Raw genomic sequence first — 21219 nt, forward strand, 5'->3', positions numbered from 1 at the left:
GGTTGGCCGCTAGCGGACATGGATACTGCGATGGGTGAGCGCCTCACTGCACTGTGTGACGGTAACGGAAATTGGAAGCTCCGTTTCCGCGTTTGGATGCACTTTGCTGACATCGGCGCCGGTCCCGGGGCCCGATTCTTGCGAGATGTCTGCCTTGGGATTGACCAGTCATTCGCATTCCGCCGACGGTGCGGATCGGTTGACTCCGCCTTATGCAGTCAACTACTGTCGGGCTGCTTGTGATCTTCTTCTTTGTGACGGGAGAAATTGCAAAGCAGCTCCGCCTGCCGGAATCGGCGGGAGAGGCCGCGACGACCGGCATGACGCCGGGGTTCGTCGGGGGCGGTCGGACTTCAAAGACGTGGGGGATGTCATGTCGGAGCCGGTGATCGAACAAGGGTTCGCAGCAGGTGCGGTACGGCCGGAACCGGCCGATCACGCCGCCCATGTGGAACGGGTGCTGCTGGAGGCCAGCGCCCTGATCGAGAACACGGTCTCGCTGCACCGGCAGCGCGCGGAGTTGCCCACTCCGGTGGCGCGCACGGGCGGGGTACAGATCACGGAAGTCCTCGAGTCGCTCATCGGCCCCGCCCGCCACACCGTGTGCGCGATGCTGGACGACGTCGGCGAGTTCACCGACACGACCGTGCGCTTACTCACGAAGGTCCCCGAGGAGGTGACCGTGCGGGTGCTGTGCTCCGCCGAGGTCGCCGACTCCTCCCTGGCGCCACTGACCGGACTGACCGACAAGCGCGTCGCGGTCCGCGTGTCCCGCAGCGAACTGCGCGCCATCCTCGTCGTCGACGGCTCCGCCTCACTCGTGCAGTCCGCCGAGAGCAGCCCCGCCCCGGCCGCCGTCGTCTACGACGCCGCCACCGTCCGGGCCCTCGAACTCTTCTTCGCCAGCGCATGGTCGCGCGGCCGGTCGCTGGCCGGCCACCTGCAGCTCAGCCCCCGGGTGCGCACCGAACTGGCCCGCTACATCCTGGAACGGCTGCGCGCGGGCCACACCGACGAGACGGCCGCCCGTGAACTGAACGTGTCGCTGCGCACCTACCGTCGCTACGTCGCGGAGATCATGCGCGCGCTGGACGCCAACTCGCGTTTCCAGGCAGGCGTCAGGGCCGTCGAGTTCGGACTGCTCTCGGAGTAGCCTCGCCGCTGCGTGACACAACCGGCACGGGCCGGGCAGGCCCGTGCCGGCCGTTCCCACACACCATGTGAAGAGGGTGGAAGACGACGTGCCCAACAGGGGAGACGACGAGCTGGAGCGTTCCCTGCTCGAAGTCCAGGCACTGATCGAGACGACGGTGGCGCTGCACCGCTCCCGTAGCCGTGAGGAGGAGCTGATCACCGTCCTGCCCCAGGACTACGACACCGTGCTCGACGAGGCACAGGGCCTCATCGCCGGGGCCAGACGCACGATCGACATCGTGCACGCCCGCCGGCGGGGCTCCGACGAACAGGCAGGCCGTACCGAGCGCGAACTGGTCTACGCCGCCCAGGAGGACGTCGCGGTCCGGCTGCTGGCCAGCCCCGAGCTGATCGACGAGGAGTTCGTGCGCGAGCAGCTGGGCCGCGAACACCCGGCGGGCATCCGGATCACCGGCATCCCGCCACTGCAGGCGATCATCGCCGACGGCGCCGCCGCCGTCGTCGTCGCCCACTCGGCGGTCGGCCGGCGCGCCTCGGTGATCCGCGTGCCCGAGGTGCTGCACACCCTGACCACCCTCTTCGACAACGTGTGGGCGCACGCCGTGCCCGCCGGCGAGCGCATCGTCTTCGGAGACCGCGACCGGGCCGCGCTCGGCCGGCGGATCCTCGGCGCCCTGCAGGCCAGCGTGACCGACGAGGTCGCCGCCCGCGAGCTGAACATCTCGGTGCGTACCTACCGGCGCCACGTCGCCGACATCATGGGACTGCTGGGGGCGAGCTCCCGCTTCCAGGCGGGAGTCCGCGCCGCGGAACTGGGTTTGCTGCCACCCGCGACCCGGTCCGGTCCGCCGCACAAGGGCACCCTGGCATCTTCCTGAAAGGTCCGTTGCCGCACGATCCGTCCGGCCGGTTCCATGGGCACCAGGAACGGGGCTCCGCGGCGGGCACGTCCCCGTCCCCGACGGCCGGTACCCCTCCGGCGGGCCGTCGGTGCACGGGGCCGGGCCCGGCTGCGGCCAGGCAGGCCGCCCGGCCGCAGCCGGACCCGGCCCCGTCGCTACCACGGATGGCTGTCGTGCGGAAGGCGAGTCCATGAATCGAGTACCGGTCGGCCTGGTGTTCCCCGGACAGGGGACGCAGAAAGAGGGGATGGGCGTGCCCTGGCGGCACACTCCGTCCTGGGAGCTCACCGCCGAGATCTCCGCCGTGACGGGGGAGGACGTCGAGGAACTGCTACTGCGCACCCCGCGAGAGCAACTGAGGCGTACCGATCTGGCCCAGCTCGCCGTCTTCGCCGTCGCGTCGATCGCGCACGCGGAGGCCGTACGGTCCGGGATGCTCGGTCCGGACGTCGTCGCGTGCGCCGGTCACAGCCTCGGCGAGTACGCGGCCCTGGCCGCGTCCGGTGCCCTCACCGTTTCCGCGGCCGCCGCTCTCGTGGCGGCGCGCGGCCGGGCCATGCGGGAGGCGGCTCTGGCCCGCGAGGGCACCATGGGCGTCATGGTGGCCGCCCCCCTCGACCAGGTCGAGGGACTGGTCGGCGAGGTCCGCGCCGAGGGCGCCGACGTCTGGGTCGCCAACGTCAACGCGCCCGGCCAGATCGTCGTCTCGGGCTCGCCCCAAGGAGTCGGGGAGGCCGGCTCCCGGGCCGGCTCGATCGGCGGCCGGATGCTGCGTCTGGACGTCGGCGGCGCGTTCCACAGCCCGTACATGGCGCCCGCCGCCGAAACCCTCGGCCAGGCCCTGCGGCAGGCGCCGTTCGCGCCCGGCCATCTCCCGGTCGTGGCCAACGCCGACGCCGAGCCGTACGCCGAGGGCCGGCACTGGCCGGGTCTCGGCGTACGGCAGCTCACCTCCCCGGTGCTGTGGGAGCGCAGCGTGGGCACCCTCACCGAGCGGCTGGGCTGCCGCCGGCTGGTCGAACTGGGCCCCGGCCGCACCCTGGCCGGGCTGATCCGCCGGACCGCCCCGGACGTCGAGATCGTCTCCGTGGACGGCCCCGCCGCCCTGCCCGTGCCGCCGGCGGTGGAACGATGAGCGTCGCGATCAGGCCGCCGGCCGGGCGCAGCGGCATCGGCGTGCTGGACAAGGTGTCCACGCTGCTCGCCGTGGTCGAACAGGGGCCGGCGTCGCTGGCCGAACTGGTCGAGATCAGCGGCTTCGCCCGCCCCACGGTGCACCGCATCGCACAGGGCATGGAGCGGCTGGGACTGCTGGCCCGGGACTTCCGGGGACGGTTCGTGGTCGGCCCGCGGCTCGGGAACATCGCCGTCGAAGTCCGTCGCGACCAGTTGGTCCAGGCGGCCGCGCCCGTCCTGGAGGATCTGCACGCGCTGACCGGACTGCATGCCCGGCTCTTCCGCCGGCACGGCGCCGCGCAGATCTGCATCGGTACCTCCAGTGAGCCCACAGGCGCCGAGGAGGTACCGGTCGGCACGGCGCTGGCCTCCGCCGGCCCCGTCGCCCAGGTGCTGCTCGCCTGGGAGGAGCCCGAAACCCTGTACGACGGGCTGCGCGACGCCCGTTTCAGTGCCGCTCAGCTCACCCAGGTCCGGCGGCGCGGCTGGGCGCACGGTCCGGATCCCATGGTTCCGGGTGCCCTGTCCACGGCGGTGCCGGTGTGGGCGCTCGGTGACCACGTGATCGCGGCGCTCACCCTCACCGGGCGCGGCCCCCGGATGCCCGCCACGCCGAGCCGGCTCCTGCTCGGTGCCGCCGTCGACGCGGCCGGGGAACTCAGCAACGGGGTGCGCCTGTCCAGGGCGGCGGGCCGTCCGGCCGAGGGCCGGGTCGTGTCGACCGGTCCCGTGTGATCGCGAAGGCGCCGCCGGGCGCCGCCGGCCGGGGCCGCTACCGCGGGAGCGAGCCCCCTGTCGTGGAGCCGGCCCTCGACCGGGCGCCTCTCGAAGGGATTCAGGCGCGCACGGTCGCCGTGCCGGTGAGCCGGTGAGCCGGTGAGCTGGTGAGCCGTCCGGTCGTCGGGACGGGGCCGGGGCGGGAATCGACACACTCCTCACACTCCTCGCGAGCCGGTGCGCGGGACCCGGTGTGCGGGACCGGTGGCCGGTTCGGGCCGCGCGGCCCGGGCGGCGACGTCCTGCCCCGCCCGGCTGCGGGTGGCCACCCGCCGGTCCCGCCGGGTGGCCGGGAGCGGCACGCGGCTGGTGCTCGACGCGGTCGGCCGGGCCGCCGCGGTCGCCGCTTGTGGCAAGGACCCGGGGGCGCGGGGCCGCTGAGTCCGGCCGTCGGCCTGCGGGCCCTGAACGAGGGACGAACGCCGCCGGCCGGGAGGCCCCTCCGCGCCGGCCGGCCGCGCCGCGCGCGTGACGCGGCGGGCGGGCCCGCGGGGGCCCGCCCGCCCCTTCCGTCACTCGCAGCCGTGCTGCCAGTTCCAGCCGATGAACGTGTGCTTCAGCTCGACGTCGAAGGTGCAGGCGGCGGTGCCGTCCGCGTTGAGCCGCACCGAGGTGCGGTGCGTGTTGGCGTACCAGTCGCCGGTGGCGTCGAAGATGCCCCGGTACGTGAAGGAGGCGTCGGCCTCCGCCGTGACGGAGCCGCAGTCGGCCGCACAGTCCTGGGTGTTCGAGGCCGACGCGAGCGACCAGCCGGCGTCCCAGGGCTCTCGGTTCCAGCCCTGGGTCGCCCCGCTGGACGCCGTGGTGATCCGTCCGCCGGCCGTGTCCCAGTCGGCCGTGGTGTACAGGCCGGTCATCCGGATGTTGCAGCAGTCGTACATCTCGTTCCAGCCGCGCACATGACGGCCGGCGGAATCCGCGGCCGCGACACCGGCCTCCCGCGCGGCGCCGGGGGCGGAACCCGCCGGGACATACTGCACCTTGCCCGGAACCGGGGTGCAGTCCTCGCCGATCGTGACGGTCTGCCGAGCGGAGAGGCCGGCCGGGGGCACCGGCAGGGAACCGGTCAGCCGTACCCCTTCACAGCTGCGCGGGGTGTCCGTTCCGTCGGCGGGCGCGGCGGTCGCCGTTCCGCCGAAAAGAAGGACGAGTCCGGCTGCCGCCAATGCGGTGCGGGCGAATCGTCTGCTCAATTTCCGTTCCTTTCCTCGAGTTTTCAATACGGGAGTGTAAAGCCGCTACGGCCGTGTTCAGGGGGTGCGGTGGAAAGGTTGGCAGGAAGGTGCGCCGGGGGCCGGTGAGTTGGTTGTCGCCGCGCAATGGCACTTTCCTGACAGCGTTGTTGGCCAGGTTCCGTCGTGGTGTCAGAGTCGGGGCCAGGTGCCGCCATTCGGTGGTGAATTGTGCTTCTCGGTACGGTGAGAGGGGTCTGCGGTCATGAACCTCGTTCAGGCGCGTGCTGACTTCGTGTATGATGAAACCGGTCTCCTGGGGCAACTGGATTTGCGGGCTCCCGAGTTCGAGTCGAGAATGCGCGAGGCGATGGGCGCCGCCGAGAAGTGTCTGCGCGACTGCCTGGCCGGCATGCCCGACGGGGACGCCGTCGAACGGGCCGACCGGCTCGCGAGGCGGGACGGCGGACGCCTCCCTTTGATGCTCACGCTCCTCGGGGCCGAGTTCGGAGAGCCGTGGAGGGAGGGCGTGACCCGGGCCGCGGTCGTCACGGAGCTGGTCCACCTGTCCCTGCTGCTGTCCGCCACGCCCGTCCGGGATGCCGGGCGGGGAGCGGCCGCCGACTGGCTGCCGGCCCGCTCCGCACAGCTCGCCGCCGGCCTCGGCCCCGACGCACTGCGGCTCAACGCCCGTACGGCCGGCCGGCTCGCGGCGGCGCAGTTGCGCACCCTGACCGGGCCCGCACCCGGAGAGGACGCCCTCACCCACTACGTCGAGGCGACGGCGGCAGACACCGCGGCACTGCTCGGCATGGCCCTCGGCCTCGGCGCCCTGCAGGCCGCCGCCCCGGAACCGTACGTCCGGTGCTTGATCCGGTGCGGGGAGCACCTCGGGGTGGCCCTGCGCATCGCCGACGACCTGTGCGCGGCGGGTGGGCGGCGCACCGGTACCCGGATGCGCCGTGCGGTGCGCGGCCGGGCCCCGGGGACCCGCGGGTCCGTGGGGCCGGCGCGGCGGCCCGCTCTCCCGGCCCGGACCGGTGGTACCGCCGCGCGGCGGGCCGAGCAGTCCCTGCACCGATGGCTCGACGAGGCCCGGGCGGCGGTCGGGTCGCTCCCGTCGCTGCCGGCCCGCCGAGCGGTCTACGCGCTGTGCGACACCGTCGCCGCCCGGGCGAACTGAAGGAAGACCGAAGGAAGAGGGAGCCGGCCATGTCGATGCACGACCGGGTCGCCGAGCTGACCCTGATCCGCCGGAAGGCCGAGGCGGGGGATGCCAGGGCGACGCAGGCGCAGCACGCCAGGGGCAAGCTGACGGCGCGGGAGCGGATCGATCTGCTGCTGGACGCGGGATCGTTCCGGGAGGTCGAGCAGTTGCGGCGGCACCGGGCCACGGGGTTCGGGCTGGAGGCGAAGAAGCCGTACACGGACGGTGTGATCACCGGATGGGGGACGGTGGAGGGGCGGACGGTCTTCGTCTACGCGCACGACTTCCGGATCTTCGGCGGTGCGCTGGGCGAGGCGCACGCGGCGAAGATTCACAAGATCATGGACATGGCCGTCGCGGCGGGCGCTCCGCTCGTGTCGCTGAACGACGGTGCCGGTGCGCGCATCCAGGAGGGTGTCTCGGCGCTGGCGGGGTACGGGGGGATCTTCCAGCGCAACACCAAGGCCTCCGGGGTGATCCCGCAGATCTCGGTGATGCTGGGGCCTTGTGCGGGCGGCGCGGCGTACAGTCCGGCGCTGACGGACTTCGTGTTCATGGTGCGTGGGACGTCGCAGATGTTCATCACGGGCCCCGACGTGGTCATGGCGGTCACCGGCGAGGAGATCACCCACAACGGCCTGGGCGGCGCGGACGTGCACGCCGAGACCTCCGGTGTGTGCCACTTCGCCCACGACGACGAGGAGACCTGCCTCTCCGAGGTCCGCTACCTGCTGTCGATGCTGCCGCAGAACAACCGTGGGACGCCGCCCCGTGTCCCCTCGGCCGACCCGGTCGACCGCCGCTGCGAGCGGCTGCTGGACCTGGTGCCGCCGGAGGGCAACCGGCCCTACGACATGGCCGGGGTCGTCGAGGAGATCGCCGACGACGGCGAGTACCTCGAGGTGCACGAGCACTGGGCCCGCAACGTCATCTGCGCGCTGGCCCGGTTGGACGGCGAGGTCGTCGGTATCGTCGCCAACCAGCCGCAGGTGCTCGCCGGTGTGCTGGACATCGAGGCCAGCGAGAAGGCCGCCCGCTTCGTGCAGATGTGCGACGCGTTCAACATCCCCCTGGTCACCCTCGTCGACGTGCCGGGCTTCCTGCCCGGCGTCGGTCAGGAGCACGACGGCATCATCCGCCACGGCGCGAAACTCCTGTACGCCTACTGCAACGCCACCGTCCCCCGGATACAGGTGATCCTGCGCAAGGCCTACGGCGGTGCCTACATCGTCATGGACTCCCGCTCCATCGGCGCCGACGTCTCCCTGGCCTGGCCGGCCAACGAGATCGCGGTGATGGGGGCCGAGGGCGCGGCGAACGTGGTCTTCCGCCGGCGGATCGCCGACGCGGAGGATCCCGAGTCCGTGCGCGCCCAGCTGGTGAAGGAGTACAAGGCCGAGCTGATGCACCCCTACTACGCCGCCGAACGCGGCCTCGTCGACGACGTCATCGACCCCGCCGACACCCGCCGCGCGGTCATCGACGCGCTGGCCGTGCTGCGCGCCAAGCACGCCACGATGCCCGCCCGCAAGCACGGCAACCCCCCGGCGTGAAGGAGCCGTCACATGTCCACGCAGCTCTTCGACGGGCCCCTCGGCCCCACCCTGTACAAAGTCGTCCGGGGCACCCCCTCCGCGGAAGAGCTCGCGGTCGTCGCAGCCCTGCTCAGCGCCCTGGCAGCCGGCGCCGAGGAGGCCTCGGCCGACCGGGGCCCCGCGACCCGCAGGGCCCGCTGGATTCGGCCGGAGCCGGTTCCCCCGACGTCCTGGATGACGGACGGTGGCCGGCGCGGCAGCTAGCCGCCGACGGCGTCGCGGGCAGCCCGACGTCCCATCAACCAGCGCGAGAGCGGCACGAACGGGCCACACCCGGCCGGCCGCGGTATTGGGAGGCAGGTCGTGCTTCAGGTCGTGTTCCGGATCCTGGGGCCGCTGGAGATCAGTGCCGGTGGGCAGCCGGTCGTGCTCACCGGGGCGCGCCGCCGCACCATCATGTCCATGCTGCTGCTGGCGCCGGACCGGGTCGTGTCGGTCGAGGCCCTCGCCGACGCCGTCTGGCACGGCACCCCGCCCTCGACCGCCCGCAACCAGGTCGCCATCTGCGTCTCCTCCCTGCGCAAGGCCTTCAAGGAGGCCGCCGGGGTCGAGGACGTGGTCGTCACCAGCCACCCCGGCTACATGCTCTTCACCGGCGAACACCGCATCGACGCCGTCGAGTTCGAGGAACGCGTCGCGGTGGGCCGGGCCGCCGCCCGCAGCGGTCGGGCCGAGGAGGCGTGCGGCCACTTCGAACAAGCCCTCGCCATGTGGCGCGGCCCGGCGCTGGAGGGCATCTCGGCCGGCCGGGTGGAGGCCGAGGCCGCGCGGCTGACCGGCATGCGGCTCGACGTGTACGAGGAGTACACGGGGCTGCGCCTCGAACTCGGCCGGCACCGTGAGGTGATGGGCGAGCTGGCCGCCTTCGTCCGGGAACACCCGCTGCGCGAGCAGGCCAAGGCACACCTCATGCTCGCCCAGTACCGCTCCGGGCGGCGCGCCGAGGCCCTGGAGACCTATCGTGACGGATGGCGGATCCTCGCCGACGAACTGGGCATCGAACCCGGTCCCGCTCTCCAGGAGATGCACGAGGAGATCCTCGCCGACTCCCCGCGCCTCGGCCCGCCCACCGAACCGGCGGCTCCCGCCCTGACCGCGGCCGTGCCCGCCCACCTGCCCTCCGGTGTCGCCTCGTTCACCGGACGCCACCCCGAACTGGCCGCCCTCGACCGGCTGCTGGACCACCTGGAGGGACCGGCGCTGCCCGTCGGCTCGATCTCCGGCATCGGCGGCGTGGGCAAGACCGCGCTCGCCGTGCACTGGGCCCATCAGGTCGCGGGCCGCTTTCCGGACGGCCAGCTCTTCGCGGACCTGCGCGGCTACGACGAGGAGGCGCCGCACCGACCCGGCGCCGTCCTCGACCGCTTCTTGCGCGCTCTCGGCGTGCCCGGCTCGGAGATCCCGCCCGACCTGGGCGAGCGCAGCGCGCTGTTCCGGACCGTGCTCGACGGCAGACGCGTGCTGATCGTGCTGGACAACGCCCGTTCGTTCCAGCAGATCCGCCCCCTGCTGCCCGGCACGGGCCGCTGCTGTGTCCTGGTCACCGGCCGCGACCCGATGGGCGGCGCGCTGGCCGGCGACTACGCCTGCGTCACGCTGCACCTCGGCGCCCTGGGTCAGGACGAGGCGATCGCGCTGCTGACCCGCGTCGACGGCGACGGCCGACTGAGCGCCGACCCGGTCGCCACCGCCAGGCTGAGCACGTTGTGCGACCGGCTGCCGCTGGCGCTGCGGATCGCCGCCGCCCGGCTGACCGCCAAACCCCATTGGTCGGTGCGGACCCTGGTGGCCCGGCTGGAGGACGAGCGCCGCAGGCTCGACGAACTCAGCCCGGACGAGCGCGGGGTGCGGGCGGGCCTGCGGCTGAGCTACCGCGACCTGCCGAACGCCACGGCCCGGATGTTCCGGCTGCTCGGTTCCGTCAACGTGCCCGACTTCGCCGCCTGGGTCGGCGCCGCGCTGCTCGGCATCGACCCGTTCGACGCCGAGGACCTCATCGAGGAACTCGTCGACGCGCAGTTGCTGATCCCGTCCTCCTCGGCCACCGGGCACGTCCGGTACCGCTTCCAGGGCCTGCCCCGGCTGTTCGCGCGGGAGCTGTCCCTGGCGGAGGACCCGGAGGAGGAGCGGCGCGGCGCGCTGCGCCGGGCGGCGGGAGCCTGGCTCGCCCTCGCCTCCGCCGCCCACCGGCGCGTGTACGGCGGGGACTTCACCCTCGTCCACGGCCCGGCGCCGCTGCACGAGCTGCCGGACCACCTGGTGGACAGCCTGCTGGAGAACCCCATGGAGTGGTTCGACAGCGAGCGCGGCTCCATCACCGGACTGGTCGACCAGCTGGCCCGGGAGGGCGAGGCGGCGCACGCCTGGGACCTGGCACTCACCAGCGTCACCCTCTTCCAGAACCGCGACTACCTGGAGGACTGGCGCTACTGCGCCGACCGCGCGCTGTCCGCCGCCCGCCGGGCCGGCGACCGGCTCGGTGAGGCGGCCATGCTGCACTCCCTCGGTACCCTGGAGATCGTCGTCTGGGCGTACGACGCCGCCCTCGGCCATCTGGTGGACGCGCTACGGCTGTTCGGGGAGACCGGGCAGGACAAGGGACGCGCTCTGGTCCTGCGCAACCTGGCCCTGTGCGAGCGGCACCGCGGGGACCTGCACACCGCGCGGGACCTCGCGCACCGCTCCCTGGAGCTGTTCCGCCGCACCGGCGACCGCTACGCCGAGGCCCACGTCCTGGGCCTGCTCGCGCAGATCGAGCTGGAGCGGGGCCGGCCACAGGCGAGTTTCCTGCTGTCGTCGGAGGCGGTGGCCCGGAGCCGGGGCCTGGGCACGGCCCGCGGGGAGGCGCAGAGCTCGGTGCGGCTGGCCGAGGTGCTGATCCACCAGGGGGACGGCGAGCGGGCGGAGGAGGTCTGCCGGCGCGCCCTGGAACTGGTGCGCGCCACGGGGGACCGGCGCGGTGAGACCCATGCGCTGCGCACGCTGGGCGAGGCGCTGTGGCGGCAGGACCGGATCGCGCAGGCGGAGGAGGTGCTGGAGGAGGCGCTCACGGCGGCTGCCGACGTGCCCGACCGCTTCCTCGAGGCGCGGGCCGGAACCGTGCTCGGCTGTGTGCGGGCCCTGCGGGGCGACCGTGACAGCGCGGCGGACTGCTTCAAGATCGCCGCCGACCTCTTCGTCGAGGTGGGCGTCGAGTCCTGGCGCGACCGCACGACGCACCTGCTGGATCTGCTGTCGCGGTCCGGGCCGCTCGACATGGACGGGTTGTTCGGCATGGTGCGGCCGTGAGGGCTCCCGCCGTGCCGTCCCGGCACCGTCGGGAGAGAGGTCAGGTCCAGGGGTCGTCCCCGTTGAGGGCGGCCGTCCACGGGTCGTCGCCCAGCGGGGCGGCCGTCCACGGGTCGTCGCCCAGCTGGGCGGCCGTCCACGGGTCGTCGGCGCCGGCGTGGGCGGACATGGAGAGCGGAGCCAGCGCGTGGGCGGTGCCCGCGCCGGCCACCGCCAGCCAGAGGGCAGCGCCCGTCGTTGCGACGAGCCTGGCCGGAGCGGTGCGAATGCCGTGCATGTGCCCTCCCGGGGACGAGCGTTGAGCGGGTGACCCGCGGGCCGGAGAGCCGCGGTGCACAACGAAGGTACGAAGCCGCCTTTCTCCGGCGGTTTCGCATCGCTTTCGCGGGGGCGAAATCGCACCGATGCCGCTACGGAAGCCCCGCCCCCTAGCGTGCTGCGGAGTCCGCCCGGTGACCGCACCGGGCCTGCCGCAGGAGGGCGACATGGACTTCCGGATTCTCGGCTTCGTGTCGGCCGAGCGCGAAGGCCGGCCGGTCGCGCTCGGCGGCGGCAAGCAGCGCACCGTGCTGGCCGCCCTGCTGCTGGCCCGGGGCAGGGTGGTCCCGGACGAGCGGCTCACCACGCTGCTGTGGGACTGCGACCCGCCGGCCACCAGCACCAAGCAGCTGTACACCTATGTGTCCCGGCTGCGCACCGGACTGGGCGACACGGTCGTCGTGGAGCGCAGTGGCCAGGGCTACCGCATGGACATCGGTGACGCCTCCTTCGACTGGGCGTCCTTCCGCGAGCTCCGCGAGGCCGGGGCCGCCGATCTGGCGGCGGGCCGGCACGCCGAGGCCGAACGCCGTCTCGCGGCCGCCCTCGCGCTGTGGAACGGGCCCGTGCTGACCGGCGTGACCGAGCGCTTCGCCGCGGCCGAGGGGCCCCGTCTGGAGGAGGCCAGGCTCGCCGTCGTGGAACAGCACGCCGAGGCCGCGCTGGCCCTCGGCCGGCACGCCGAGTCGGTGCCGGCCCTCACCCGCGCGGTGGACCGGTACCCGCTGCGCGAGCGGCTGAGGGGCCAGTTGATGACCGCGCTGTACCGTTGCGGCCGCCAGGCGGACGGGCTGGCGGTCTACGAGGAGGGCCGCCGCCTGCTCGCCGACGACCTCGGCATCGACCCCGGCCCTGACCTGCGCACCCTGCACCAGCGGATACTCACCGCCACCCTGCCGCCCCCATCCGCCGCTCCCGCGCCTCCTGCCCCTCCCGTCTCTCCGGCACCCACGGCGGTCACGGCACCCACGGCGGTCACGGCACCCACGGCGGCCGGCGGCGCCGGGACCGCGGCGCATGCCCCGCCCGCCCCCGCCGCGGGCCCCGCACACGGCGGGGACGCCCGGCCCGTGCCGGCTCAGGTGCCCGCGCCCCCCGGTGACTTCACCGGGCGGCGGGCCGAGGTGGCACAGGTGGCCGGTGCGCTGCTGGGCGGGCGCGACGTGGTGGTGACCGGTGCACCGGGGACCGGGAAGTCCGTGCTCGCGCGCCGGGCCGCCGAGCAGTGCCGTGACGCCTTCCCGGACGGTCACCTCTACGCCGACCTCGGCTCCCCGGCCGCCGTGCGCGGCGGCCCCCGCGAGATCCTCGGCTGGTTCCTGCGTGCCCTGGGCGCCGGCGACCTGCCCGCCGGACTCGACGAACGCGTCCACCTCTACCGCACCGTGTCGGCGGGCCGGCGCATGCTGGTCGTCCTCGACGGCGCGGTGGACGACGTCCAGGTACGCCCGCTGCTCCCCGGCGGCGGAGCCTGCCGCACCGTAGTCACCGGCGTCCGTGCCCCGCTCGCCTCCCTGGAGGGCACCAGCCTGGTGCGGCTCGGGCAGATGGCGCCGGCCGACGCGGTGCGCCTGCTCGCCGCCGTCGCGGGCCGGCCGCGCATCGTCGCCGAGCCCCAGGCCACGGTGCGCCTCGCCGAGCTGTGCGACCGCAACCCGCTGGCGCTGCGCACAGCCGCGGCCCGCCTCGCGGCGCGCCCCCAGTGGTCCGTCGCCCGGTTGGTGGCCCGTCTGCAGCCGGAGGAGCGCCGGCTGGCCGAGCTGCGCCTGGGCAGTCTCGACGTGGCGGCAGGCCTCAGCGCCGTACGGGACACGCTGCCCGCGTCCCTCGCCGCGGCGTTCACGGCGCTCGCCGCCTCGGGCGCGGGACGGCTGACCGCCGCCGACGCCGCCCTCGTGCTGGGCACCGGGGCGGACGATGCCGAGGACGCCCTCGGCCAACTGGCCGACGCCGGGCTGCTGGAGGCCGAGGACGCCGACGGCGGGGACTGGCCGTCCTACCGGCTTCCGCCGCTCGCGCGCCTGCTCGCCCGCCGCTCCCACGGTCACACGCTCGCCGCGGCCTGACCGCCCCTTCGGCACGCCCCCACGCAAGGGGCCGGCGACCGCGCATCTCCGGTGGGCGGTCCGCAGCGCCGGGACGGCCCACCGGTGCCTGCCGTGCCGTCAGCCGCAGCCGCCCGCGTGCCCTTCGTCGAAGGTGTACATCTCCGCGGGGGGCTCGACGGTACGTCGTGCCATCAGCTCGGTGAGCGCGTTGACGTACTCCGCGAGGAGCCGGGCCCTGGGTACCGGACCGTCCTGCGGCGGCTCCAGGCCGACGCCGGCCCACGCCGCCGCACGCTGCTCGATCTCGTTCAGGAACTGCAGCGGATCCTGAACCCCGGCAGCGGATCCGTGATCGTCGCGCATGGCTCCTCCTCTGTGTCGGTCCCGGCCTTCGTGGGCCGTGACGACAGATTCGGAGGAGCCGGTATACGAATTGCCGCGCCCTTCTCCGCCCCCGGGTACAGGGGCGTGCAAGCTCGGATACAGATTCCGTACAGACCCGCGGCGCCGGGCAGCCGGCGGCGTGGCCGCGGGCGCGACCGGCGGCTGCGCACCGGGGCTGCATGAAGCTGCCACGGGACGCCGGGGCGGGGCGAGTTCGGCCTAGGGTGACCCGCGACCTACCCCAGGGAGCGGTTTCATGGCATTACTGGCTGAAGGTGAATTCGGCGACGTGTCCCTCACTCTCCTCGTCGCCCTGATCGCCACCGTCCTGCTGGCCGTCCTCGCGTTCGGCGTCTCCACGGCGTCGCGCCGGCTTCTCGGGGTCACCGTCGCCCCGCTGCGCGCGCTCGGTGCCGGCCTGGTGGGCGTGGCCAGCCTCTTCGTCTACGGGCAGGTCCCGGGGAGCCGCGACGACGACCTCGGGGCCCTGTCGACCATCCAGATACCGCTGGCGCTGTTCGCGGCGATGGCCACCCTGGTGGCCCTGGAGGTCTTCGTGCCCTACGGCACCTGGGCCCGGCCCCTGCAGGCGGCCCGCGGCCTCGGGGACCGGATGCGACGTGCCCGCCGCTACGCGCAGATCAGCCGCATCCTCATGCGCAACGGACTGGGCTGGGTACTGCGTGGCCGGGCCGGCTGGGACCGGGCGATGCGGCCCGGGCCGTACGGGGAGCAGTCCGCCCGGTCGGCGCGCCGCGCCGTGGAGGAGTGCGGCGGGGCTCTCATCAAGTTCGGGCAGGTGCTCTCCACCCGGCGCGATCTGCTGCCGCCCCACTTCATCGACGAACTGAGCAGGCTGCAGAGCGATGTGCCCCCGGCACCCTGGCCGGAGGTCGAGGCGGTGCTGCGCAAGGAGCTGGGCAGGCCGGTCGCCGAGGTGTTCGAGAGCATCGAGCACGAGCCGCTGGCCGCCGCCTCCATCGCCCAGGTGCACCGGGCGCGGCTGCGCGGCGGACCCACCGTCGTGGTCAAGATCCAGCGGCCCGGCATCCGCGAAGTGGTGGAGCGGGACCTGGACATCGTCCTCGCGGTCAGCCGCAGTCTGCAGAGCCGGGTGCGTGCCGCGCAGGCCTTCGGTCTGCGCGAGCTGAGCGACGGCTTCGCCGGGTCGGTGCGCGAGGAGCTCGACTTCCGTATCGAGGCGCGCAACGCGGGCGCCATCGCCAAGGCCACCGGAGGCCGCGAGGGCGACGCCCGGGTGCGCATCCCGCACGTCTACTACGAGTACACCTCGGCGCGGGTCCTGGTGCAGGAGTGGCTGGAGGGTGTCACCTTCGACCGGGCGGCGGCGGTCGCCGACGAGTCGGGCCGCGACCGGGAGGCGCTGGCCCGCACCGCCCTGCGCTCGATGCTCCACCAGATCCTGCGGGTGGGCGTCTTCCACGCCGACCCGCACCCGGGCAACATGCTGCTGCTGGAGGACGGGCGGATCGGGCTGATCGACTTCGGCTCGGTGGGGCGCATCGACCCCTCCGCGCAGAGCGCCATCCGTGAGCTCCTGGTCGCCGTGGACCGGGGCGACCCCGCCGGGCTGCACGACGCGCTGCTCACCCTGCTCGGCACCCGCGCGACCGTGCACGAGGAACTGCTGCCCGGTCCGCTGCTGGAGCGGGAGCTGGCCCGGTTCATGGCCCGGCACCTGGGCGTGGACGCGCAGCCCGACACCGAGATGTTCACCGCCCTGTTCCGGATGCTGGCGCAGTTCGGCCTGGCGGTGCCCCCGGAGGTCGCCGCGGTGTTCCGGGCGCTCGCCACCATCGAGGGGACCCTCACCCGGATCGCACCGTCCTTCAACCTTCTGCAGGAGGCACGCGCGTTCGCCGTCGGCATGCTCACCGACCGGTTGAGGCCCGGCGCGTCGAAGGCGTACGGCGGGGCCGGTGATTCCGGTACGACGACGGTGTCGGCCCTGATGCACGGAGCGGCCCAGGAACTGCTGCACGTGCTGCCCATGCTGCGCAGGCTGCCGCGACGGGCGGAGCGGATCAGCGCCTCACTGGAGGAGGGCCGGCTCGGGGTGCGGATCCGGCTGCTCGCCGACGAGCGGGAGCGGCGGTTCGTCTCCGGACTCATCCACCAGGTGACCGTCAGCCTGATGGCCTGCTGCACCGGGCTGATGGGGGTGATGCTGGTGGTGTTCGGCACCGGCAAGGGACCCCGGGTGACCCGCCAGCTGGAGCTGTACCCGCTGGTCGGCTACCACGTGCTCGCGGTGAGCGCGATCCTCATCCTGCGGGCGCTCTACACGGCGATGCGCCGCCCGGAGTGAGCGGCGCGTCGCCCGGGTCTCACGGACGCAGCAGGACCGGCAGGGCCTTCAACGGGCGTACGACCACGTTCTGCTGGTACTCCAGACGGGCGGGGTCGACGGCCAGCCGGGCGTCGGGGAACCGCTCGAAGAGCCGGCGGGCGGCGATCTCGGTGATCACCTTGGCCAGGTGTGCGCCGGAGCAGTAGTGGATGCCGTGCCCGAAGCTGAGGTGCGCCGGCTTGGGCCGGTCCAGGTCCAGTTCGCCGGGGTGGTCCGGGAACTGCCCGGTGTCCCGGTTCGTCGACATCACGCAGATGACGACCACTTCACCGGCCGGGATGGTCACCCCGCCCAGCTCCACCGGCTCGGTCGTGACGCGCTGCAGCGCGTTGCTGATCGGGCCGACGTACCGGATCAGCTCGTCCATCGACTTGCCCCACCGGCCCGGCTCCGACATCAGCCGCTCCCGCTCGGCGGGATGCGTCAGCAGCGCGGCGAGCACCCCGCCGACCAGGCTCGCGGTGGTGTCGTTGCCGCCCGTCATCAGGGCGAACCCGGTGGACAGGATCTCGGTGCTGGTGAGCCGGCGTTCCGGATCGGCGTGGATGAGCGCGGAGAGCAGGTCGTCGCCCCGTTCCCGTTCCTTGCGGGCGATCAGCTCCGACATGTAGGAGGACAGCTCACGGATGTTGCGGTCCAGGGCGCCGGAGCCGTCCGTCGGCGAGTACGTGCGCAGGGCGGCCGACCACCGCAGGAAGTCCGGCCACCGGTCGGAGGGCACGCCCATCAGCTCGGCGATGGTGATGACCGGCAGGGGATCGGCGTATCCGGCGACCAGATCGGCGCCGGCACCGGTGGGCAGTGCGTCGAGGAGGCTGTCGGCGATCACCTCCACCCGGGGCCGCAGGGCCTCCGCCCGGCGCGGGGTGAACGCGAAGCTGATCGCCCGGCGCAGCGGTGTGTGCCGTGGCGGCTCCAGGTTCGCGAGGTGGTTGGCCTCCTCGGGCGGCGGGTTCATGGTGCGCCCGGTGCGCTCGGACATCAGCCGGTAGTGAACGTGGATGTCCCGGCTGAGCCGCGGATCGGCGAGCGCGGCCTTCGCGTCCTCGTAGCGGGTCACCACGAAGGCCCGTCCGCCGTCCGGAAAGGCGAGTTCGCGCACCGGGCATTCCCGCCGCACGTATTCGAGCACCGGATAGGGATTCTGGGTGAACTCGTTGGTGAGCATCCAGAACCTGGAGAGGGTCCGCGTGGCTGTCATGTCCGACCTCCGTGCCGCCGAGCCGGGAGTACCCCGTTCGGTCCAGCACGCTAGGCGGGCTCTGCCGTTCGGCGCAGTGCTGGTTTCAAGAGTTCGATCTGCGCTCGGAACAGGGGGTCGGACCGGGAGACCATCTATGCCGTTTGGTGGATGTGGCCCGAGCGGGTCCGCTCGTAGGTTCTTGTCCACGGCCGGGCACGGTGCACAGTGACCCGCTTATGAACCATCCGATCTCAGAACCCTTGTGGGGAGTGTGAGTCATGACCGCGACCATTTCGGCTTCGACGAAGCGACAGGTCGCCGCCCGAGCTGTCGGGGTGACGAAACTGTACGGCGAAGGGGAGGCGCAAGTCGCGGCATTGCGTGGTGTGGACGTCGAATTCACCGCCGGTGAATTCACGGCGATCATGGGGCCGTCCGGCTCCGGGAAATCGACGCTCATGCACACGCTGGCCGGCCTCGACACGCTCACCGAGGGCGAGGTCTACATCGGTGACGCCCGGGTCAGCGACATGTCGGACAAGAAGCTGACGCTGCTGCGGCGCAATCGGATCGGCTTCATCTTCCAGCAGTTCAACCTGCTGCCGACGCTGACGGCCGAGGAGAACATCCTGCTGCCCCTGGCGATCGCCGGCCGCAAGCCGTCGAAGGACTGGTTCGACCGGGTCGTCGACACGGTCGGCCTCGGCCAGCGGCTCGGCCACCGGCCCACCCAGCTGTCCGGCGGCCAGCAGCAGCGCGTGGCCTGCGCCCGCGCCCTGGTCTCCCAGCCGGAGGTCATCTTCGCGGACGAGCCGACCGGCAACCTGGACTCCGCCTCCGGCACCGAGGTGCTGGAGTTCCTGCGGGACTCCGTGCGCACTCTCGGCCAGACGATTGTCATGGTCACGCACGACCCGCGGGCCGCGTCCTACGCGGACCGTGTCGTCTTCCTCGCCGACGGCCGGATCGTGGACGAACTGCGCGAGCCCACCGCCGACGCGGTCCTCGACAAGATGCGCAACCTCGACTCCCGGGTGCGGGTGGCGTGATGCTGACCGCGACCCTCAAGAGCCTGCTCTCCCGCAAGCTGCGCCTGGTCCTGTCGGGCCTCGCGATCGTGCTCGCCGTGATGTTCGTGTCCGGCGCCATGGTCATCAAGGACACCCTCAACCGTTCCGTCGACGCGCAGTTCAGCGGCGCGTACGAGGACATCGACCTGTACGTGGAGCGCAAGCCCAAGGTCGAGGCGCAGACCGCCGACGACCCGGCCGTCGTACCGCCGGTGGACCCGGCACTGGTCGAGACGGTCTCCCGTGTCGAAGGCGTCGACCGGGCCGGCGGCCTGGTCCTCGCCGAGGGCGCCCGCGCCATCGGCAAGGACGGCAAGGTCGTCCCCGGCACCGGCGGTCCCCGCTACGGCGGCAGCTGGCGCGGGGAGAGCGATCTGATCAAACTCCGTGAGGGCCACGAGCCGCGCACCGACGGCGAGGTCGCCGTCAACGCCGGCCTCGCCCGGGAGGCGGACCTGAAGGTCGGCGACCGGATCGGCGTGCTGACCAACGAGCCGCGGCAGGACTTCACCGTGTCGGGTGTCTTCGGATACTCCGGCGACCGCGATTCCATCGGCGGCGAGCAGACGGTCGTGTTCAGCGAGCCGGTCGCCCAGCGGCTGATGCTCGACGGCGCGGGGGGCTTCTCCGGGGTGCGGGTCGGCCTCGCCGCGGGTGCTTCCGCCGAGACCGTGGCCGCCTCGCTCGGCAAAAAACTGGGCGCCGACTACGAGGTGCTGACGGGGCGTGAGCTCGCGGAGAAGGCGTCCGACAAGTCACGCGGCATCCTCGACATGATGAGCACGGTGCTCCTCGGCTTCGCCGGTGTGGCCGTCCTCGTCGGGGTCTTCCTGATCATCAACACCTTCTCCATCATCGTCGCCCAGCGCCTGCGGGAACTGGCCCTGCTGCGCGCCCTCGGCGCCAGCCGCAAGCAGATGATCGGCTCCGTGCTCCTCGAGTCGTTCGTCGTCGGCCTGGTCTCCTCCGCCCTGGGGCTGGCGGCCGGCATCGGTATCGGTGCGCTCGGCTCCAACCTGCTGGCCGGCTCGACCGACGGCCTGGAGGTGGCCTCGCTCGGCATCCCGGCCAGCGCCGTGGTCACCGCGTTCGCGGTGGGCGTCTTCACCACCATGCTGGCGGCCCTCTTCCCGGCACTGCGGGCCTCCAAGGTCGCGCCCATCTCGGTGATCAGGGCGTCGGCGGGACCGGAGGGCCGGCACCGCAAGCAGACCTGGACCGGCGGAATCCTCCTCGGCCTCGGTGTACTGCTGCTCGTCGCGGGCTCCCTGTCCTCCGACGGGGCCAACCTCATCCTGCTCGGCCTCCTTCCCGCGTTCATCGGCGTCGTCCTGCTCACCCCGCTGATCAGCCGGCCCGCCGTCCACCTGCTCGGAGCGGTGTTCGCCCGCTCGGTGCCCGGGCGGCTGGGCCGCGGCAACTCCGCCCGCAACCCCCGCCGTACCGCCATCACGGCCTTGGCCATGATGATCGGGGTCGCGCTGGTGACGGCCATCAGCACGGTCGCCGCATCCTCGGAGGACAGCGTCACCCACGACATCCGGCGGGACCTGAAGGCCGACCTGGTGGCCATGGGCGAGGCCGGTTCGGCCAACTCGGCGTCCATCGAGCCGGCCGCCCTGGACCGGATCGCCGAGGTGCCCGGGGTCCGCCACCTGGCCGCCGCGGTGATGGACACCGCCGCCGTCGGCAAGGAGAACCAGCCGGTCGCCGCCTGGCGGGACTGGAACGCCGCGCGCGAGGTGCTCGGCCTGCGGTCCGCCGGCGGTTCCGTCGAGACCCTGGCCGCCGGGACCGTGGTGATGAACACGAGCACGGCCGAGGCGCGCGGACTGAAGGTCGGCGACACCGTCCGCCTCCAGCTCCAGCGCGGCGAGGAGCGCACCTACCGGGTCGGTGGCCTCTTCGCCAACTCCACCCTCGTCAACGGCATGGTCGTGCCGTGGGCGGACGCCGAGGCCGGCTTCCGCACCGGACAGCCCTCGCAGGCCTACTTCCAGCTGGCGGGCGACGCCGACGAGTCCGAGGTGCGGTCGCGCATCGAGACGCTCCTGAAGGACAGCCCCGAGGTGACGGTGCAGACCCGGGAGGACGTCATCGAGGAGTTCAGCGGCGGGTTCGCCATGATGCTCGCGATCGTCCAGGCACTGCTGGGCGTGGCGATGCTCATCGCGATCCTCGGCATCGTCAACACCCTGGCCCTCTCCATCCTGGAACGGACCCGCGAGATGGGCGCGCTGCGCGCCATCGGGCTCAGCCGGGGACAGACGAGGCGCATGATCATGACCGAGTCGGTGGTGATCTCGCTCTTCGGCGCCGTGCTCGGCATCGCGGTCGGCGGAGTGCTCGGCCTCGCCGTCTCCCACGCGATGGAGGACCAGGGCGTCACCCGGCTCTCCCTCCCGTGGGGGCAGATGGCCGCCTACCTGGTCGGCGCGGCGGTCGTCGGGGTCATCGCCTCGATCGCCCCGGCCCGGCGCGGCGCGCGGCTCAACGTCCTCGCGGCCGTCAACCACGGCTGACCGCACGGCACCCGTACGAGCCCGGTTTCCCCCTACTGCGGGGGAAACCGG

General features: G+C 73.0%; 17 protein-coding genes. 13 read left to right on the forward strand and 4 right to left on the reverse strand.

The window, feature by feature from the left end:
• Window positions 1-373 precede the first annotated feature (373 nt).
• From ACZ7G3_RS25465 to ACZ7G3_RS25485, 5 genes are all read left to right on the forward strand, one after another.
• Window positions 374-1153 carry a DNA-binding response regulator gene (locus tag ACZ7G3_RS25465; protein ID WP_426600366.1) on the forward strand — a complete coding sequence of 260 codons (780 nt, stop codon included), beginning with the start codon at window positions 374-376 and terminating at the stop codon, window positions 1151-1153.
• An 88-nt stretch (window positions 1154-1241) separates the two neighbouring features.
• Window positions 1242-2033: a LuxR family transcriptional regulator gene (locus ACZ7G3_RS25470; RefSeq protein WP_470928369.1), complete on the forward strand. Its 792-nt coding sequence runs from the start codon at window positions 1242-1244 to the stop codon at window positions 2031-2033.
• Between the two features lie 214 nt (window positions 2034-2247).
• Window positions 2248-3192 (forward strand): ACP S-malonyltransferase, encoded by a 945-nt coding sequence (locus ACZ7G3_RS25475; protein WP_470928370.1) that lies wholly within the window; start codon window positions 2248-2250, stop codon window positions 3190-3192.
• Window positions 3189-3968 (forward strand): IclR family transcriptional regulator, encoded by a 780-nt coding sequence (locus ACZ7G3_RS25480; protein ID WP_426600369.1) that lies wholly within the window; start codon window positions 3189-3191, stop codon window positions 3966-3968. Before ACZ7G3_RS25475 ends, ACZ7G3_RS25480 begins: the two co-directional genes overlap by 4 nt.
• Before the next feature lie 246 nt (window positions 3969-4214).
• On the forward strand, window positions 4215-4391 hold the full coding sequence (locus ACZ7G3_RS25485; RefSeq protein WP_470928371.1) for a hypothetical protein: 177 nt from the start codon (window positions 4215-4217) through the stop codon (window positions 4389-4391).
• A gap of 131 nt (window positions 4392-4522) precedes the next feature.
• Here ACZ7G3_RS25485 and ACZ7G3_RS25490 read toward each other — a convergent pair whose 3' ends face one another.
• Window positions 4523-5203 carry a hypothetical protein gene (locus tag ACZ7G3_RS25490; RefSeq protein ID WP_470928372.1) on the reverse strand — a complete coding sequence of 227 codons (681 nt, stop codon included), beginning with the start codon at window positions 5201-5203 and terminating at the stop codon, window positions 4523-4525.
• 244 nt (window positions 5204-5447) lie between these two features.
• Here ACZ7G3_RS25490 and ACZ7G3_RS25495 point away from each other — a divergent pair, with 244 nt between their 5' ends.
• From ACZ7G3_RS25495 to ACZ7G3_RS25510, 4 genes are all read left to right on the forward strand, one after another.
• On the forward strand, window positions 5448-6365 hold the full coding sequence (locus ACZ7G3_RS25495) for a polyprenyl synthetase family protein (protein WP_470928373.1): 918 nt from the start codon (window positions 5448-5450) through the stop codon (window positions 6363-6365).
• A gap of 35 nt (window positions 6366-6400) precedes the next feature.
• Complete coding sequence (locus ACZ7G3_RS25500) at window positions 6401-7942, forward strand: acyl-CoA carboxylase subunit beta (protein ID WP_426600392.1); 1542 nt, start codon at window positions 6401-6403, stop codon at window positions 7940-7942.
• A 12-nt stretch (window positions 7943-7954) separates the two neighbouring features.
• Window positions 7955-8188: an acyl-CoA carboxylase epsilon subunit gene (locus tag ACZ7G3_RS25505; protein WP_426600373.1), complete on the forward strand. Its 234-nt coding sequence runs from the start codon at window positions 7955-7957 to the stop codon at window positions 8186-8188.
• A 99-nt stretch (window positions 8189-8287) separates the two neighbouring features.
• Entirely contained in the window at window positions 8288-11272 is a 2985-nt protein-coding gene (locus ACZ7G3_RS25510) for an AfsR/SARP family transcriptional regulator (protein WP_470928374.1), read from the forward strand.
• Between the two features lie 40 nt (window positions 11273-11312).
• Here the strand turns inward: ACZ7G3_RS25510 and ACZ7G3_RS25515 are convergent, their stop codons facing one another.
• Window positions 11313-11549 (reverse strand): hypothetical protein, encoded by a 237-nt coding sequence (locus tag ACZ7G3_RS25515; protein ID WP_426600375.1) that lies wholly within the window; start codon window positions 11547-11549, stop codon window positions 11313-11315.
• A gap of 175 nt (window positions 11550-11724) precedes the next feature.
• Between ACZ7G3_RS25515 and ACZ7G3_RS25520 the strand changes: the two genes are divergently transcribed.
• Window positions 11725-13656 (forward strand): AfsR/SARP family transcriptional regulator, encoded by a 1932-nt coding sequence (locus ACZ7G3_RS25520; protein WP_470928375.1) that lies wholly within the window; start codon window positions 11725-11727, stop codon window positions 13654-13656.
• Between the two features lie 99 nt (window positions 13657-13755).
• Here ACZ7G3_RS25520 and ACZ7G3_RS25525 read toward each other — a convergent pair whose 3' ends face one another.
• Window positions 13756-14001 (reverse strand): DUF6269 family protein, encoded by a 246-nt coding sequence (locus ACZ7G3_RS25525; RefSeq protein WP_470928376.1) that lies wholly within the window; start codon window positions 13999-14001, stop codon window positions 13756-13758.
• Between the two features lie 277 nt (window positions 14002-14278).
• On the opposite strand from ACZ7G3_RS25525, the gene ACZ7G3_RS25530 reads away from it, so the two are divergent.
• Window positions 14279-16351 (forward strand): ABC1 kinase family protein, encoded by a 2073-nt coding sequence (locus ACZ7G3_RS25530; protein ID WP_426600378.1) that lies wholly within the window; start codon window positions 14279-14281, stop codon window positions 16349-16351.
• 19 nt (window positions 16352-16370) lie between these two features.
• Here ACZ7G3_RS25530 and ACZ7G3_RS25535 read toward each other — a convergent pair whose 3' ends face one another.
• Complete coding sequence (locus tag ACZ7G3_RS25535) at window positions 16371-17594, reverse strand: cytochrome P450 family protein (protein ID WP_426600379.1); 1224 nt, start codon at window positions 17592-17594, stop codon at window positions 16371-16373.
• 260 nt (window positions 17595-17854) lie between these two features.
• Between ACZ7G3_RS25535 and ACZ7G3_RS25540 the strand changes: the two genes are divergently transcribed.
• Window positions 17855-18625: an ABC transporter ATP-binding protein gene (locus ACZ7G3_RS25540; protein ID WP_426600380.1), complete on the forward strand. Its 771-nt coding sequence runs from the start codon at window positions 17855-17857 to the stop codon at window positions 18623-18625.
• Entirely contained in the window at window positions 18625-21168 is a 2544-nt protein-coding gene (locus ACZ7G3_RS25545) for an ABC transporter permease (protein ID WP_470928377.1), read from the forward strand. Before ACZ7G3_RS25540 ends, ACZ7G3_RS25545 begins: the two co-directional genes overlap by 1 nt.
• The last annotated feature ends 51 nt before the right edge of the window (window positions 21169-21219 follow it).

The sequence above is a fragment of the Streptomyces sp. NPDC037271 genome, from assembly GCF_055603605.1.